Source organism: Paenibacillus spongiae, assembly GCF_024734895.1.
GTDB lineage: Bacteria > Bacillota > Bacilli > Paenibacillales > Paenibacillaceae > Paenibacillus_Z > Paenibacillus_Z spongiae.
In genome coordinates, this window is record NZ_CP091430.1 from 4290799 (window position 1) to 4307179 (window position 16381).

General features: G+C 52.3%; 16 protein-coding genes. 3 read left to right on the plus strand and 13 right to left on the minus strand.

Annotated features, from left to right (window positions below; genetic code table 11):
- The first annotated feature begins 171 nt into the window (after positions 1-171).
- Positions 172-2097, plus strand: coding sequence for a PAS domain S-box protein (locus tag L1F29_RS19450; protein WP_258383719.1), 1926 nt, complete (start codon positions 172-174; stop codon positions 2095-2097).
- Between the two features lie 105 nt (positions 2098-2202).
- Here the strand turns inward: L1F29_RS19450 and L1F29_RS19455 are convergent, their stop codons facing one another.
- The 3 genes from L1F29_RS19455 to L1F29_RS19465 all read right to left on the minus strand — a co-directional run bounded on the left by L1F29_RS19455 (position 2203) and on the right by L1F29_RS19465 (position 4544).
- Positions 2203-2808, minus strand: a complete 606-nt coding sequence (locus L1F29_RS19455; RefSeq protein ID WP_258383720.1) for a thymidine kinase — start codon at positions 2806-2808, stop codon at positions 2203-2205.
- A gap of 74 nt (positions 2809-2882) precedes the next feature.
- Complete coding sequence (locus L1F29_RS19460) at positions 2883-3905, minus strand: M42 family metallopeptidase (protein WP_258389737.1); 1023 nt, start codon at positions 3903-3905, stop codon at positions 2883-2885.
- Between the two features lie 75 nt (positions 3906-3980).
- Complete coding sequence (locus tag L1F29_RS19465; protein WP_258383721.1) at positions 3981-4544, minus strand: hypothetical protein; 564 nt, start codon at positions 4542-4544, stop codon at positions 3981-3983.
- A gap of 138 nt (positions 4545-4682) precedes the next feature.
- Here L1F29_RS19465 and L1F29_RS19470 point away from each other — a divergent pair, with 138 nt between their 5' ends.
- Positions 4683-5258 carry a hypothetical protein gene (locus L1F29_RS19470; RefSeq protein WP_258383722.1) on the plus strand — a complete coding sequence of 192 codons (576 nt, stop codon included), beginning with the start codon at positions 4683-4685 and terminating at the stop codon, positions 5256-5258.
- A gap of 78 nt (positions 5259-5336) precedes the next feature.
- On the opposite strand, the gene L1F29_RS19475 is transcribed toward L1F29_RS19470, so the two are convergent.
- Entirely contained in the window at positions 5337-5870 is a 534-nt protein-coding gene (locus L1F29_RS19475; protein WP_258383723.1) for an ADP-heptose synthase, read from the minus strand.
- A 186-nt stretch (positions 5871-6056) separates the two neighbouring features.
- On the opposite strand from L1F29_RS19475, the gene L1F29_RS19480 reads away from it, so the two are divergent.
- Positions 6057-7067, plus strand: coding sequence for a YpdA family putative bacillithiol disulfide reductase (locus L1F29_RS19480; RefSeq protein WP_258383724.1), 1011 nt, complete (start codon positions 6057-6059; stop codon positions 7065-7067).
- A gap of 46 nt (positions 7068-7113) precedes the next feature.
- On the opposite strand, the gene L1F29_RS19485 is transcribed toward L1F29_RS19480, so the two are convergent.
- From L1F29_RS19485 to L1F29_RS19525, 9 genes are all read right to left on the minus strand, one after another.
- On the minus strand, positions 7114-7629 hold the full coding sequence (locus L1F29_RS19485; RefSeq protein ID WP_258383725.1) for a hypothetical protein: 516 nt from the start codon (positions 7627-7629) through the stop codon (positions 7114-7116).
- 46 nt (positions 7630-7675) lie between these two features.
- Positions 7676-7975 carry a hypothetical protein gene (locus L1F29_RS19490; protein ID WP_258383726.1) on the minus strand — a complete coding sequence of 100 codons (300 nt, stop codon included), beginning with the start codon at positions 7973-7975 and terminating at the stop codon, positions 7676-7678.
- 199 nt (positions 7976-8174) lie between these two features.
- A complete protein-coding gene (locus L1F29_RS19495) occupies positions 8175-10481 on the minus strand; it encodes a thiamine pyrophosphate-dependent enzyme (protein WP_258383727.1) in 2307 nt (768 codons plus the stop codon).
- 33 nt (positions 10482-10514) lie between these two features.
- Positions 10515-11522: a 2-oxoacid:ferredoxin oxidoreductase subunit gamma family protein gene (locus tag L1F29_RS19500; RefSeq protein ID WP_258383728.1), complete on the minus strand. Its 1008-nt coding sequence runs from the start codon at positions 11520-11522 to the stop codon at positions 10515-10517.
- Between the two features lie 190 nt (positions 11523-11712).
- Positions 11713-12621 (minus strand): polysaccharide deacetylase family protein, encoded by a 909-nt coding sequence (locus L1F29_RS19505; RefSeq protein WP_258383729.1) that lies wholly within the window; start codon positions 12619-12621, stop codon positions 11713-11715.
- A 232-nt stretch (positions 12622-12853) separates the two neighbouring features.
- Positions 12854-13516 carry an MOSC domain-containing protein gene (locus tag L1F29_RS19510; RefSeq protein ID WP_258383730.1) on the minus strand — a complete coding sequence of 221 codons (663 nt, stop codon included), beginning with the start codon at positions 13514-13516 and terminating at the stop codon, positions 12854-12856.
- A 218-nt stretch (positions 13517-13734) separates the two neighbouring features.
- A complete protein-coding gene (locus L1F29_RS19515) occupies positions 13735-15408 on the minus strand; it encodes an amino acid permease (protein WP_258383731.1) in 1674 nt (557 codons plus the stop codon).
- A gap of 76 nt (positions 15409-15484) precedes the next feature.
- Complete coding sequence (locus L1F29_RS19520; RefSeq protein ID WP_258383732.1) at positions 15485-15775, minus strand: hypothetical protein; 291 nt, start codon at positions 15773-15775, stop codon at positions 15485-15487.
- 14 nt (positions 15776-15789) lie between these two features.
- Positions 15790-16359 carry a response regulator gene (locus L1F29_RS19525; protein WP_258383733.1) on the minus strand — a complete coding sequence of 190 codons (570 nt, stop codon included), beginning with the start codon at positions 16357-16359 and terminating at the stop codon, positions 15790-15792.
- Between the last annotated feature and the right edge of the window lie 22 nt (positions 16360-16381).

Sequence of the window (16381 nt, forward strand, 5' to 3'; positions counted from 1 at the left end):
CATACTTGCCTCCATTTGGATACCATTATTTTGATCGGTTTTGGTTTTACGGTAATCGGTTATAAAGTAAAGGGTGAATATTGTTTTTACGAATGATTTTCATCATGAAAAAATGACTTATGATCACAAATTGGGGTGCTGTATAATATCGGATAAGTGGGGGTGCATAGTATGCGGGGCACAGGTATCATCGATCAAGAAGCATTAGTCAAGCATGTATATACGAATGTTCCGATCGGTATAGCGGTCGTAACTATGGAAGATAAATGGGTTAGCGTCAATCCCGCGGTCAACCGGATTTTTGGTTATACTGCCGAAGAAATGATGAACCTTACGACAGCAGAGCTGACTTTTCCGGAAGATAAGGACAATTACAGACAACGATTAGACGAATTGTTGAACGAAACCCGTTCCAATATAGAAGTTGAACAACGTTTCCTACATAAAGAAGGCAACGTTATATGGACTTCCTTGCATGTATCATTAATGCGGGATGAGAACGATGGCAGTCCTCTGTTTATTAAACAAATCATCGACATTACGAAGAGCAAGATCGCGGAATTTAAGCTGCAGGAAAGTATCGAGCGCTATACCTCCTTAAAGAAATACAATCACGATGCCATCATTTCTTTCGGTCTCGACGGCACGATTATCAACGGAAATCAAATGTCGGAGCACCTCACCGGCTATACAATCGGGGAGTTGATCGGATCCAGTATTTCGAAATTAATCGGCGCGAAGAACCTAGCCAATATCCTGAAGGTCACGACCGACTACAGCCATGTCGAGAAATCGATTCAGTTTATCCATAATAAAGCGGGCATCGGAGTTGAAGTGCTCGTCACGCTGGCGCCGATTATCATTCAGAACAAGAATGTCGGCCTCTACCTAATCGCCAAGGATATGACGGAACAGAAGAGGCTCATCATCGAGAAAGAAACCGCGGAGAAGATGAACCAAGCCAAGAGTGAATTTCTGGCCATGATGAGTCATGAAATCCGGACGCCAATGAACGGCGTAATCGGGATGACAGACCTGCTATCGTTGACGAACTTGGATGCCGAGCAGCATGAATACGTGGAGATCATCAAGAAGAGCGGCGATACGCTGCTCATGATCATTAATGATATTCTGGACTTCTCCAAGATCGAGTCCGGCAAGGCCGATCTGATGGAAGAACCCTTCCATGTAAGGTCGATCGTCTCCGAAACACTGAACGTCATTTTGCCCAAAGCACTCGAACGAAGTATTAAGATTACGACATCTGTCAGCCCTGAAGTTCCGAATACTGTAATGGGAGATACCGCCAAGCTCAAGCAGGTGCTGATGAACCTGCTCGGCAATGCGATCAAATTCACCCCTAACGGGGCCATATCGATCTCCGTCAACTGCACCATGGAGGAGAAGAATACGGTATGTCTTCATTTCGCGATCCAGGATACGGGTATAGGCGTGCCTGCCGATAAGGTTGTCCATCTGTTCGAACCGTTCTATCAAGTGGATAATTACATGACCCGCAAGGTGGAAGGAACGGGGCTAGGACTTGCCATATGCAAGAAGCTGGTCCAGCTCATGGGCGGTGAAATCAGGTATGAGCCGCGTACGGACCAACCCGGATCTACCTTTCTATTTACCGTTCGTTACCAAATCCAAGGTCATCAAGAGGAGATGCGAAGAGACTTATCCCGTCACGACGACGGCAGCATTGAGAATTCGTTGAAGATTCTGATCGCAGAAGATAATGAAGTGAATCAGATCGTACTGAAAAAAATGATCGAGAAGCTCGGTTATAATGCAACCGTCGTCACGAACGGGATCGAGGCCATAGAAGCGGCAAAGCGTTATCCGTATGATATGATCTTTATGGATATTCAGATGCCCGAGATGGATGGCGTGGAAGCGACGCGGATCATCAAGGAATCGATAAATTCCAAGAAGGAGCCTTATATCGTAGCCGTTACGGCCCATGTCATCAAGGGCGAATATGAGATGTACTTGGCGTCAGGCATGGATGAATATATAAGCAAGCCCGTTAGTATCGAGAGCGTCTCGGAAGTGATCGAGAAGTCGATCAGCCGGACCAGAGAAATCGGCTAGCTCTTTTACCGTCTCCCCTGTGAAAACGATGGCAGCCTGCCGAGGCTGCCGCTAGCTCAGATCCGCGAACAATCACGTCATCATCCCCAAAAAAGAAGAGCGCCTCTATTGGGGCGCTCTTCCATCATGATGAAAGGCATTCTTATAGCACCGCCGGCAAACCGGCTTATAATCCTCGTTCCCCCCGACTTGAATCTGCTCGCCTTCGTTAACCGGCTGTCCGTCACGGAAGCGGATCACCATCGTCGCTTTTCGGTCGCAATACCAGCAGATCGTCTTGATCTCCTCGATCTTATCCGCTTGAACGAGCAAATTGTAGCTTCCTTCGAACAGCTGATTCTGAAAGTCATTCTTTAGTCCGAAGGCCATCACCGGAATATTCCACTCATCCACGATCCGGGTTAATTCCATCACATGGTGCTTCTTCAGAAATTGCGCTTCATCGACGAGCACGCAATAGATCGGCTTCGACTCGGGAGCAGACTGATATGCCCTGACGTATTCGAACAGATCGGTATCGTCCCGGATCGGGATCGCCTGGCGCTTGAAGCCTACGCGGGAACCGATATGCTCGGCACCGCTTCGCGTGTCGACCGCAGGCGAGAAGATGAGAACCGCCTTGCCCTGCTCTTCATAATTATGAGCCACTTTAATAATTTCAAACGTCTTGCCGCTGTTCATCGTACCGTATTTGAAATATAGATGAGCCAATGGAGCTTCCTCCTGAATGAAATCGATAGTCGTTAATGAAAGGTTGCAGACACTCCCTCAGATACAGTTGTACATTATTTGTCCTGCGGTTCCAGGATATAGGCTAGCAGTAAGGCAGCCGTATTCACCACGGCATCCGCATGGGTCCGTTCCATTCCGTGCGAAGCATGTACGCCCGGCCCGATCAAGGCCGCACGGATGTTGCTTCCCCCGCGCAGCGCAGCCGATGCGTCGGAGCCGTAATGCGGATAGATATCTACAGCATGCGGAATCGATTCGCGCTTTGCCAGCTCGATCAGCTTCGATGTCATCATGTAATCATACGGACCTGACGAATCTTTGGCACAGATGGAAACATCGAACTCGGTCGTCGAGAGATCGTCCCCAATCGCGCCCATATCCACCGCAATCAATTCCGTAATATCCTGCGGAATGTGCGCCGTCCCATGCCCCACCTCTTCGTAGGTGGAGAAAATCAATTTGACCGTTCTGCCCGGGATCACGGCTTCGCGTTTCAGCCATTCCATCATGCCGTACAGAGCAGCCACACTGGCTTTGTCGTCCAGATGTCGCGACTTTATCCAACCATTGGGCAGCATTCGGGTACGGGGATCCCAAGAGATGAAATCTCCTACTCCAATACCAAGCTGCTGCACCTCTTCCTTCGTTGCCGCCTTCTCGTCGATCCGAATTTCCATATTCGCTTCATCCCGTTTCCAATCTCTTGCATCGGAATAGACATGAACCGATGGCTTCGTCGACAGCACGGTTCCTTCGTAGGTTCGGCCGTCACGCGTATGGATAAGGCAGTATTCTCCTTCAACGGTGTGCATGGCATAACCGCCGATCGGCGTAAACCGGATCATGCCGTTCGATTTTATGGAGCGCACCATCGCGCCCAGCGTATCGACGTGAGCGGATAAACCGAGCGCGCCTCCCTCTGCGGCTCCGGGAATCGTAATGATCCCATTTCCCTTTGGAGTCAGCTCCATCGCATAGCCGAGCCGGACAGCTTCGTCTTGAATCAATTTCATTATTTGCATGCAGTAGCCGCTCGGACTCGGCGTTTGGAGGATCTGTTTTAGAAAATCGAGCATATAACGGGAATCCAATTGTGGCTTCAGTGGGTTAGACAATGGCTTTAAGCCCCTTTCTGATCGTATAGGATGCAATTATTGAAGCAGCTTGCGCATTTCCTGCAGTGTCGGCGTGCGGAATTTGACCGTTAATTTCTCATCGCCAATACGAACTTGATCTACTTTAAGCAGCTCCGGAAGATAGCTTCCGAGCGGGATGAAGACATCGTCGAACCATTGGTTCGAAATCGTAATATCCTTTACCTTCGCCTCCTCGATCGTCGCGATCAGATCCGGCTCCTTCCAGTCAAGCCGGTACGTTAGCGTAAGTCCGATCGGAATGAGGTCTCTTACCTTAATATTCACGTCAGCGGCTAGACGGTCACCTATGAGACGGAATTTAGCGCCTGTTATCACCACACCCGGCTGATATTCCGCTTGTCCTGCCAACGCTTCCTTGCCCAATTGATTCACATCGTCCTCAGACAGAACAAGCTCGGGCGTCATGCGGCGAACCATATCGAGCGCACGTTCCTTGAGCGGCACTTCTTGATAACGAAGGTCAAGCGATTCGCCGGGAGACACATACCATAGCGCACCCACAACAGCCAATCCTGAAATCAATAGAAGTACGATACAGGCAATAATAAATTTTTTCATAATCGTCCTTTCCTTCCAACCGTTCAAGCTCTATTCATGCTCTTCTCTAATTATACCACTCCTGCGCTGCATTCCTGCACTTTTAGGCGAATGCCGCATACGATGAAGCATGAAGATCATCAGGAAGGGTGTCGATTCATGCCATGTAATTGCCAATCTCCCCGCGGACAAACCGCGGCTTCCATCCGTTCCTTCCCGTTCTCCCCTATGCAGCCGGGAACATTCCCCCAGCCGGGCCCTATGCCGCTCCCTGGCGGACAGCAGGGGATCTTTCCTTTCCCGCAGACGCCAATGCAGCCCGGCACTTCTTCACCGTCGCAGCTGGCCGTTCCGCCTCAGCTTTCGCCAAGCAATTTGACGACCATTCTCGGGCAATATCCGCGGCCAGCAGCCCAGCCGCCGGCGGATATGGTGTTTCTCTATAATTTATTGAAATATAATCCCGCTCAGCTGCAGAACTTCATCCAACAGCGACCGCAGACGCTGCAGCAGGCTGTCCAATTCGCGCAGCTCGGCACAGGTTCCCCGCGATACTCGGATGCGAGGGTTCTGCAAGGCTATTGCTATAACCGGTGGTCGCTTGCGTTCACCTTCAATGATGTCTTTCTGATCTTCCCGGTTACCAATTTATTCGGGTTCGTCATCGGTTATTGCTTCCCGACCTTCACCCCATGCCTCATACCCAACTTTCTAATTCTATTCGCCCTCTGCTAGCGGATGGCGCCGCCGCTTGAACACGAATAACCCGCCCGGCTTCATCCCTGGGCGGGTTATTTGCAATCGCTGCATCCACTATACGTCTCGCATGGGTTCCCAGCTCGTCGCAGGAATGCCTTCCTCTACCGCAAACTCATAATCCTCAATATCGTATACTTGCACGGGCACTTCGGCTTCGATCAGCCGGTCCTGGAATTCGAATTGATCCGATAGTAGCGGAACGTCCAGCTTTAGCGAAGTAAGCAGCAGCTCGGTCTCGATCGGGTCGAAATATTCGCCATAATGGGCGTTATCCACCGCATGCACGACCGTGAATTGAATAGTATCGTTCAACAGGAGCGGCGAGCTCTCGCGCCAAGGCATCTGGAGCGCGCGTTCGATTTTTTTGCGATTGAACGGATCTTCGAAGAAAGCGATAAGCTCCGCGATTTTCTGCTTCACATGCGCATCGTCCTCCGGATTGTCCATAATCGGATCCGATCCGTCCTTCATATCGTACAGCTCTAAGATCGTCGAATATGGCAAGACAAAATCGACCGGCCGGCTTGGCACGAGCAATTGTCCATAAGTAGCTACCATTACGGCTTCAATAACAAAGCGCCGTCGCATTCTATCTCCCCCTCAATAATGCATCAATAACGTATATTATACATCATAAAGCCGCTTGTACACATAGCCAAATGCCAAAGTGAAGAGAATTGATTGTCCGATTGTGCTAGAATAAATATGTTTCCTATCCAGCTGCGCGTATTCCCGCTCCAAGCGGATATCTTATGATATGGGGGTATCTCGTCCATGAATGACGAACAAATCATCATAATCGGCGCCGGACCTTGCGGTCTGGCAGCTGCTATCGAACTGCAAGCGGTCGGCGTGGACGCACTTATTATCGAGAAGCGGAACGTCGTTCATTCCATCTCTCAATATCCGACCTATATGCATTTCTTCAGTACGCCCGAGCTTCTCGAAATAGGCGGGATACCGTTCACGACCGCCAACGACAAGCCTTCCCGGATCGAGGCGCTCAACTACTACCGCAATGTGGCCCTTCGGCGTCAAGTACGGATCAACGCCTATGAAGCCGTCACTTCCATCACGCCTTCTGCTGAAGGATTGTACGAACTGACAAGCGTTAACCGTCACGGTGAGCAGCTAGCCTACCGCGCGAAAGCGGTCGTGATCGCCACCGGATATTTCGATCATCCGAACGAGCTTGGCATTCCGGGTGAAGATCTCGATAAGGTTAGTCACTTCTTCCGGGAAGCGCATCCCTATACCGGTATGAACGTGGCTATTATCGGGGGAAGCAACTCCGCCATCGATGCCGCACTGGAGCTTGAGCGAGTCGGCGCTAAGGTTACCGTCGTCTACCGCGGCGAGCATTATTCGAAGAGCATCAAGCCTTGGGTCAAGCCTTCTTTCGAAAGTCTTGTATCCAAGGGAAGAATCGCCATGCGCTTCTCTTCCCGCGTCGTTGCGATCGACTCGCGCTCCGTGACGATTGAAAATGCCGAAGGAACGGAGCAGATCGCCAACGACTTCGTCCTTGCTCTGACCGGCTTTCACCCCGACCGCGCCTTTCTCACCTCGATCGGCGTGACGATTGAGCCTGAAGGATACCCGACGTTCAACGAAGACACGATGGAGACCAACGTGCCCGGTATTTATTTGGCCGGCGTCGTAGCATCCAAGCGGGAAGCCAATGAAATCTTCATCGAAACTGGCCGTTTCCATGGCAAGAAGATTGCCACCCACCTGCTTGCTTCGGAGCGGTACCGTACCGTGTCGAACCCGATACACCCATAATAAAAGGTTTTGCTGCCCGTTCATCAGGGTAGCAAAACCTTTTTCTTCATTCGTCGAATCCTTTACGATCCACGCCGGTAAACGTCAGCAGCGTGTCGATTTTTTGCAGGCGGATATATTCGCTTGGCATCATGTCCGATCGGAAGTAAGCGAACATATAGATCGCTTCCATGAAGGTTAAGCCCGGGTATACGGCGATGTTCTGATTCGAATGGGGATTGTCGAGCAGCACCTGCCATTCGCCCTCGCGGGCCGTGACAGGTATCGAACCGAGCACAACCCTTTTCGTCCGAATAATGCTGTCGTATTCCTTCCAGATATTCACCCAGGAAGGGCTGACTTCTCCCGGATTCGGAAGCATCGCTCGGGCCAGCTGAAGCCGCTCCGACGCTTGCTGACATTCGGCATCCCCGAATTGCCGCAAGTAATCGCGAAATTCATCCAGAAACCGCCGAACCGCCGTGAAACCATCCGCTCTAAACTTGCTGCCTAACGATAGTGCAGAGGTCTCGTCGCGAACCTCGCAAAACTGATGAAAGTAGTCATATTGCGCTGTTTTCATAACCGGCCACGCTCACCTCTCTTGCATGAATAAACCACATCATTCCTTATAACGGGGCAATATCTTTGCGTATGGAAATCTTCCCGTCACGTTCAAGCACGATGTGTCTGTTTTTGTCGTTGTTCACCTTGACGTTGAACAGCTTCAGCCTTTCTTCGCCGACCTCGACAATTTCCCAATCCGAATCATGCTCGTGCCCGGACAGGGCGAGCTGCTCGGCGCTCTCCTGTTCAGCCGCTTCCTTATCTTCCCACCATAAGGCGCCGTAATATTCCAAGTCGTACGAATTGCGCCGGAACCCGCATGCGATTTCACCTGTTATACGATGCCGAAGTACGCAAAGCATGTAGCATATCCCCCTATCGATTCCATCGCAATGAAAGAGCGCGGCGATCGCCGTTCTCCGGCGGATGAAGTTCGTTGCTTCCTTGAGATTTATATCCATAGAAAATAGAAGACATCACGTTCAAATATGAAAGCGGGACGCAGCCGCCTCATCTGGCTGCGCCCCGCTTTCTAGGCCGGGAAGGACGAGAGGTACCCTTTTATAAATACGGGTTTTCGTGCTTCGCCTTCAGCCGCATCCAGCGGCGTTCGACTTCATCCTCGAATGATTTCAATGCTTCCGCGTATTCCGGTCTCGTCAGATGCTTGGTCTTGCCCATGTTTTTGAGCCAATCGCCAAGCGGAATGCGTTTGCCCTTCTCTTCCGGATTGAAGGTGATCGTCGTTACGCCTTCCTCCACCTCATACAGCGGGAAGAAGCAGGAGCTGACCGCTTCGTCGATGAGCGTCTGTCCGATCTTCTCTTCGGACAGCCAGTTTAATGGACAGGTGATCAGGATCTTGCCGTACACCAAGCCGACATTCTGAGCGTAATATTGAGCTTTGGCCGCTTTCCGGAGCAAATCCTGGGTCATGGACTCCGAACCCGTGAAGACATATGGAATGTTGGTAGCCGCCATGATTTGCGCCGTATCCTTATGATGAAACAGCTTCCCGCCCTGATGCTTGCCCACATTGGACGTCGAGGTCCGATGGCCAAGCGGCGTGGAATATGAGAGCTGAGCTCCCGTGTTCATATAGCCTTCGTTATCGTACTCGAGAATGATCATTTTATGATTGCGCAGTGCGCTGCCGATTGCCGGACCCATGCCGATATCCATGCCGCCGTCGCCGGTAATCATAACGAATGTGAAGTCATCCTTCAGTCCGTATTGGTCCAGCTCGCCGCGGCGCTTGCGCTCCCAGAACATTTCGACGACACCCGACAAGGTGGCCGCCCCATTCTGGAACAGATTATGAATATAGGTGGCCTTATGCGACGAGTACGGGAACCCGGTCGTAACAACCATGGCGCAGCCGGTCTGATACAAAGCGACGATATCGCCTTCGATTCCCTTGAAGAACAGCTCCAAGCCCGAGAATATGCCGCAGCCCGGACATGCGCCGTGACCCGGCGCAAGCCGTTTCGGCTTCTTCATCAGCTGCCGGATCGGCGGCAGCTTGACCTTAAGCTTGCCGGTCGAAGCTTCCCGATCCACCGTAATAAGACCCGTCTTCAGATCCTCGTACTTCATCGGCTCCAGCACGCGTTTCGGAGCTTTCTCCGGATCTCCCGGCGTGTGGCCGTAATAATCGAACGGTACGTCAACCTTCCCGGAAGCTGCCGCATCGAGGGCCAGCTGGAATAGATGATGGCCGTCCTCCGCGTAGAAATCCTTGCCGCCCAATCCATACACCCGGCTGACGACAAGCGTACCGGGGTTGCCATGCGTAAATAACGCCGCTTTGATCTCGTTGGTCATGTTCCCGCCATGTCCGCCATAGGAATCGGCGCGATCCCCGATGGTCACCGCCTTCACATTGCGAAGCGCTTCCGCAATCTGCTGAGCCGGGAACGGGCGTATCATGTTCGGCGCGATAGAGCCGGCTTTGATCCCCTTGGCACGCAGCTGGTCGACGACATCCTTGATGATTTCGGAGGCCGAATTCATCAGGAATACCGCTACCTCCGCGTCTTCCATCCGATACAGATCCAGAATCGGATAGTCTCTTCCGGTCAGCTCCGCATATTCTTGGCGGATGCGGTCGAATACATGAGCGGCATTATACATCGCTACCGACTGCTGATAACAGTTGTTGATATAATCAGGCTCATTCATATAAGGACCGACCGTAATCGGATTATTGCGGTCGAGCACATGAAGATAGCCACCCGGCGGTTGATCTCCGATGAAGGCATGCACATCCGTGCGGTTTGCGAAGGTCTGGACACGCCGCTTCTGATGGGACGTGAAGTAGCCGTCCGATGCTACCAGAACCGGCAGGCGCACCTCGGCATCCTCCGCGAGCTTCAGCGCCATAATATTCATATCGTACACCGCCTGCGGGTCGCGGCACATCAAGATCGGCCAACCGGTATTCAAGGCATAGTACAAATCAGAGTGGTCGCCATGGATATCGAGCGGGCCCGACACGGAACGGCAGACGAGATTCATCACCATCGGGAAACGGGTCCCCGACTGGACCGGCATCTGCTCCAGCATATACAAATAACCGTTCGAGCTCGTTGCATTGAAGACGCGTCCGCCTGCTGCCGATGCGCCATAGCATATGCCAGCCGAACCATGCTCGCCGTCCGCGGGGATCAGCTTGATGTCGTGCTGACCGTTGGCTTTCATCAAATCCAGGAATTGCGCGACTTCTGTCGAAGGCGATATCGGGAAATAGCCCATAACGTGATAATTGATCTGATGCGCGGCATACGCTGCCATTTCATTACCAGACTCATACACCATCCGCTGTTCAACCTTGCCCCGGCTTACTTCCTTATTGATTTCGATGGCCATTGTTCTTCTCCTCTCTTCCTTCGCCTGCCGGTGTTACCCGTTCGCCCACTGGAACCGATGCGGCACGCGATTCGCTTCGCCATAGCCGTCCGTCTCGCGCGCCGATTGAAGCGCTTCGGTCGGACAGGCCACGACGCATTTCAAACAGCCCTTGCAGTATTGATAATCGATTCCCTGCAGAAACATCTGCAGACGCCCCTTCTTGTCGGGCTGTTCCTCCCATACGAAGCAAAAGTCCGGACATGCGGTATCGCATGCCGCGCAGTGAATGCACTTCTCTTCATCAAAATGCGGCATCATGCCTTCCCGGGATATGCTCAAATCCTTCAGAACGCTGTTGCCCGGATTGACGATCGTCCCGCCCATCGGCTGCGTGGCGTAACCAAGCGCCGGAATGTCCCAGCGCGTCGGCGAAGGCATCGTCATCCCTTCGGGAACGGCGAAGGTTTGGGACTGAACCTCGTTATAGCCCCGCTCAAAGGTTCGCAAAGCCGGTTCCACGGCTTGCGGATATTTCTTCTCGAGTGATTTTCGGATAATGACTTTCATATGCTCATAATCAAGGAAGCTGCAAAGCCGGAACAAACCGCCCAGCATCGCCATATTGACGCGATTCTTCTCTTCGAGTGCAATGCCTGTTGCATCGACGACCGCAATGGTGCCGCCGAGAAGCTTCATCTTCTCTCTGAGCTGTTCCGTATTTTTGGAGGAGTTGACGAGCACGACGCTATCTTCGTAGATGCCGCTGATGACATTGACCGTCTTGGACAAATTTTCGTGGAAGATACCGACGATATGCGGTCTTTCTACCGGCGTTGTATCCCGGATATTCGTATCCATATCGCAAAACCGGATATGCGCCTTGACCGGAGAACCCTTCTTCTCAGAACCGTAGGAAGAAAAACTAACGCCATTGAATCCGCTTCCAACCACACCCGCTTCAGCCAGCATTTTACCGGCCAGATTGGCCCCGAGTCCGCCGATCGACTCCAGGCGAATCTCGAAGAACCCGAGTTCGTTTTGTTTTGGAAGAACCGTCAATCCTCCCACTCCCCTTCCCTAATTGTCTGAATTCTTTATAAATTCACAACAATCAGTATACCATTATAATACAATTGCGAATAGAGTTCTTGTACGAAAAAAGAACACATTGGGCTTGCCGTATAGATGGCAGTCCACAATGTGCATGACGGAAGATCTTCATTGTTATTCCCGCTGCATGGCGCGTTCATCAGGAACGGCGCTGCAAATCGCGAAGGTCACGCCATCGGACAGGAATGATGCCCTCGGATTGAATCTTCCGGCGGATGTCCGGATCCCGAAACAGCTCCATCTCCATACCGCGGCGGGCCGGCGCACCATGAAAGGCGTTCAGCTCATCCGTAACGAGCGAAGGATGCAGGATGATCTCGGATACGCCGGGATGCAGATTGCCCAGAATCGCAATCATCTGCCCCTTCATCTCATCATAGGTTTCACCGGATGCAGCCCGGAAGGGAAGACCTAATAAATAATCCAATACGACGACTCCCATCGAATCGGCCAGCTCCGCCATCTCGCCCGCTTGCTTCGCCAATTCGGGGGGCGCAACCTGCCCGCTCTCAAGCAGCAGATACCTCGGCAAGCGGAATGGAAGCCCGTATTGGGCGCATACCTCGAACACTTCCTTCAAGAAGTGCCGGCCTAATTGAAGACCGTATAGGCTTCCCATATGATTATCGGCATGCGTCACGTTCACGCCTAGCGCCAGAGCCATCTCCACCTGAGCGGTTAACTCGCAGCGCACTTCCGAGGAATCCGCTTGCCTCTCGAACCGTTTCACATCCCGTTGGAAGTATCCTTCAGCCGTCACCAGCGATAGCGTCGATCCGCCCCGGTAGACAGGTCCCCATTTCATCGCATCCCATTCGCTCGTAAACGTGAAATGAACGCCAACGTCAAGATGAGGATGCCGCGCACTCCATTGCGCCGCTTCTCTTGCCCAGCCGCATGGCATCATAAGCGTGGCGGAGGAAACGATGCCGTCCACAAGCAGACGTTCGATGCCAAGATTCGTGGAATGGCATAATCCGAAATCGTCGGCGTTCACGATAAGAAGACGATCCTGCGGTCCGTAACCAAGTGCCGTAGCTGTAGTCATGCCGGATGGATACCTCCTGTACAGAAGCGTTACGATCGCTTACTCTGTAAGCCCGCATCAGGTTCATGCAGGCAGAACCGGCCCTGAAGAATGAACTTCAGGGCCATCAATAAATGATATGAGAATTAATCCCGCATTCATGCCGTTATGAACTTAATCAGCATGGATTCATATCATTATATGCAGTACATGGCACAATAGCTACTGTATCAGTCAAAGACCGGTGCCGCAGTTATTGATGGACTTCGCCTTTCGCCAGTCTGGCAGTGAGCGTATCCCGCCAGCTCTTCGACAGCTCGCTAATGTCGAGCAGCCTTCGAATGACGACCAGATCCGTCTTGTCCCGGTGCATGACACGGTTCGCTTCCGCGATGGTCACACCCGCGGGATGTGCCGACTCCAGAATCAACTCATCCCCGCACCCAACGTCGCCTTCTTGCAGGACGCGGAAATAATAGCCGGTATATCCGCTGCTTTGCACCTTCAGCGCAAGATCCGGGCGTCCATGCTTCATAGCCAGCTTGAAGCATGGCTGACGAGGCTGGCTCACCTGCACGACGGCTCCGCCAATACGCAGCACGTCGCCAATGGACAGCTGCTCCTCCGTCATCGCGCTTACCGTGAAATTTTCTCCGAACGCCCCCGCTTCCGGCGCCTGTCCCCATTCGCGTTCCCAGTATGGGAAATGCTGCTCCGAATATACGCAAACCGCCTTATCCTCTCCGCCGTGATGAACGAGATCGCCCTGCCCGTCGCCGGTCAGACCCAATTTCCCCAGATGCAGACGCTCCTGAACAGGAAGCTTGAAGATGCCTGTCAGCACTTCTTTATTTCCATGCTTCACTTGAATGGGCATCGCTGCATTTAGCGATACCAAATTTCCCGATTTCGCCATTCTTCCAACCACTTTCCGATATAGGATGCCTATATTATAGGCCGTGGCTGCATCATCAGTAAATGTCGTGTCTCCAAAAGTATTGTGTTTAATGGCATGAACGATATGAAAATCTTGTACGAATATCGCTGTTCTTGCTTCACGGTCATGTCGGAACCAATCATTTAATGTAGGTTTCTGCGTTTCCCCGGGAAATAGTGAGGCTGAATTTCGGGAAATTAATATTGCGGAAATTTTCGCTCAATTCGAATCATTTCATCCGCAGTCCGCTTGCTGAACGTTATCGTTCCCATCGTTCTGTGCGGCTCTTTCCCGATTATTCCCCGGCGCTTGACTTCAATTGCGGCTAGAATCAAGACAACGGCGCATCCGGCCGAGAGCAGGATCGGCAGGTGAACAAGTGAAAGCGCGCATAATCCCGTTATTAGCAGCCATGCCAGGGCCGCAATATCTACCGGCAGCCCCCACCGTCCCAACGCCCATGGGCCTGCAGGCAATGAAGGGGCTCCTTTCGATCCGGCACGGAGTTTCAGTGCGATTGGGGCCGCGTATGCGAAATGAATGGCAAATAAGCTAAGCGCGAGCAGTTGGAAAATGTAAGCGTCTCCCGCTCTCCCTAACGCCATAACGATGACAATCGGCACCGTCACCGCACACGCGGTTACTGCAATCAACAGAACGGAACGATACGGAGTGCGAAACCGCTCCGAAATGACCGCAAACCAAGGGGCCAGCGGAACCGACTCGTCTCTTGCCATTGTGAACCACATTCGCGATCCGGTGGTCATGGCGCTTAAACCGCTGCTCCAGCCGATCCATGCAATGACCGCAACCGCAATCGGATTCATGATCCACTTCCATTCCTGCCATGCGGCAAACAACCACTCTGTCGCAATGAACCATGGCGTATGTTCGCCAAGCGCAGATGGGTAATGAAGGAGGAGGAACGCAAACAAGACGAAGCCGAATATGAATGTATATACGACGGACAAATAAATAGCCCATGGCGTGCTGATTCGAGGATCCACCGTCTCTTCCGCTGCATGGCCCGCGCTTCCTGCCCCCAGAAACATCCTTGCCAGCAGTATCAGCCCCGCCATGAAGGAGAATGATGTCTGGCTGCCCGCCGTTGAATCGAGCGGATGCTTCGCCTGAAACAAAATATCCATCGGGTATAGCGCCGGCCATTGCGATATGGCAAGATACGCGATGATGCCTATTACTGCCGCCGCTTGCAGCCATGAAGTTCCGGCGAAGATACGACCCAGCGATAGCGTCCCTCTCATACATACGGCTGATTGAGTAAGATACAGAAACACAATAATCGCACAGAGGATCCATAGACGAGATTCATAACCGAAAGTCGCTGCGAGCATATCGTTTAACCAGACCCCCACCATTACATTCGTCGCGGCTAACAGCAGAATGGATCCTCCGGCATACAGCCATCCGGACAGCAGACGAAGCCGAATGCCGCCGTACGCGGCGGACCAGTGATAACTTCCGCCTGCCGTCGGCAACGCTGATGCTTGCGAAGCGAGCGAGCAGGCAACCATAAGGGAGAACATGCCCAATATCGGCCAACCGAAACCGATGACCGCCGGTCCTCCGGCTGCTGCCGCAGGCGCCATCAGAAAAGCCGCGCCGCATAGGACGGACATATTGGAAAAAGACCAACCGAAGGCCGAGAACCCGTTCAGCGAGCGCGTTAGCTGCTGGGCGATTCCAAGGCGGTTCAAATCATGTTTGTCCTGCATAAAACGAACATACGGCGTATGCGTCGCCAGCGATTGATGAAGCGATAGCCGCTGTTTCCGGTGAACGGCAAAACCGATAAAGACCGAAAGCGCACAGACCGCGATAAATAAGAGAAATCCGATAATGACAGCCAAGAATATCTCACCCCCATACTTGACTGTATGAGAACGAGTCCCCTGTCATCACCACAAAAAAAGCCCCGCCGGTAATTCACCAGCGGAGCGACCATAACATGAGCAGACTCGAACCTGCAAATAGAACGATATGGACGAGTATGGAGGTTAAGCGTACCCGTCTCGGAAGACCTTTTAACGTCAGCCAATTCACGGCGATTAGCAGGATCGTATACACCACTGCAATAACCGTTCCCATCAGCTTCTGCTTCGGTGTAGACGGTGACATAAATCCGTTGATGAGCACAATGGAACCGATGAACACGTAAGGAAAGAGGAAGCCGAGAAGTAAATGGGCAACCGCACCAATCCACTGTCGTGCACGCAACGAATCATCACCCTTTACGATTTCATCTTGGATATGACGAACTTCTTCACGATATCGATATCGAACGGCTTCGTAAAAGATGCAAGCACGCCAAGCTGCTGCGCAGCTTCCAGCTTATCCGGGTCGCCATATGCGGTAATCATCGCAACATGTACGTGGGGGTTGATCTCGCGAATCGCTCTCAGCGCTTCGATCCCGTCCATATCCGGCATCTTGAGATCCAGCAATATAAAATCAATATGCGCACGCTTCACGAGCTCGATCGCAGTCCGGCCGTGGGGAGCTTCGAATACTGCAATCCCTTCAAGCTCAAACAGCTCGCGGAGGAGCATTCGAATCGCCGGCTGGTCATCGACGATCAGCACGGTATAATCAGCCTGAACGCCTTCATTCCGAAGCAGCTGCGTCTCCTCAGAGAAATCGTCGCTTGGTTCGAACGGAGGCGTAAGCGGCGGATCGAATTCGAATAATGGCTGAGGCTCACGGATGATGACCGGTTTGTTCCGATCCAGCCGGCGCTGGGACATAATAATGACCATCGTGATAACGATGATCGCCGGCAATAGGATGAGCAAATATAACATAGTTGTAGAGGGCTCCTCAGAC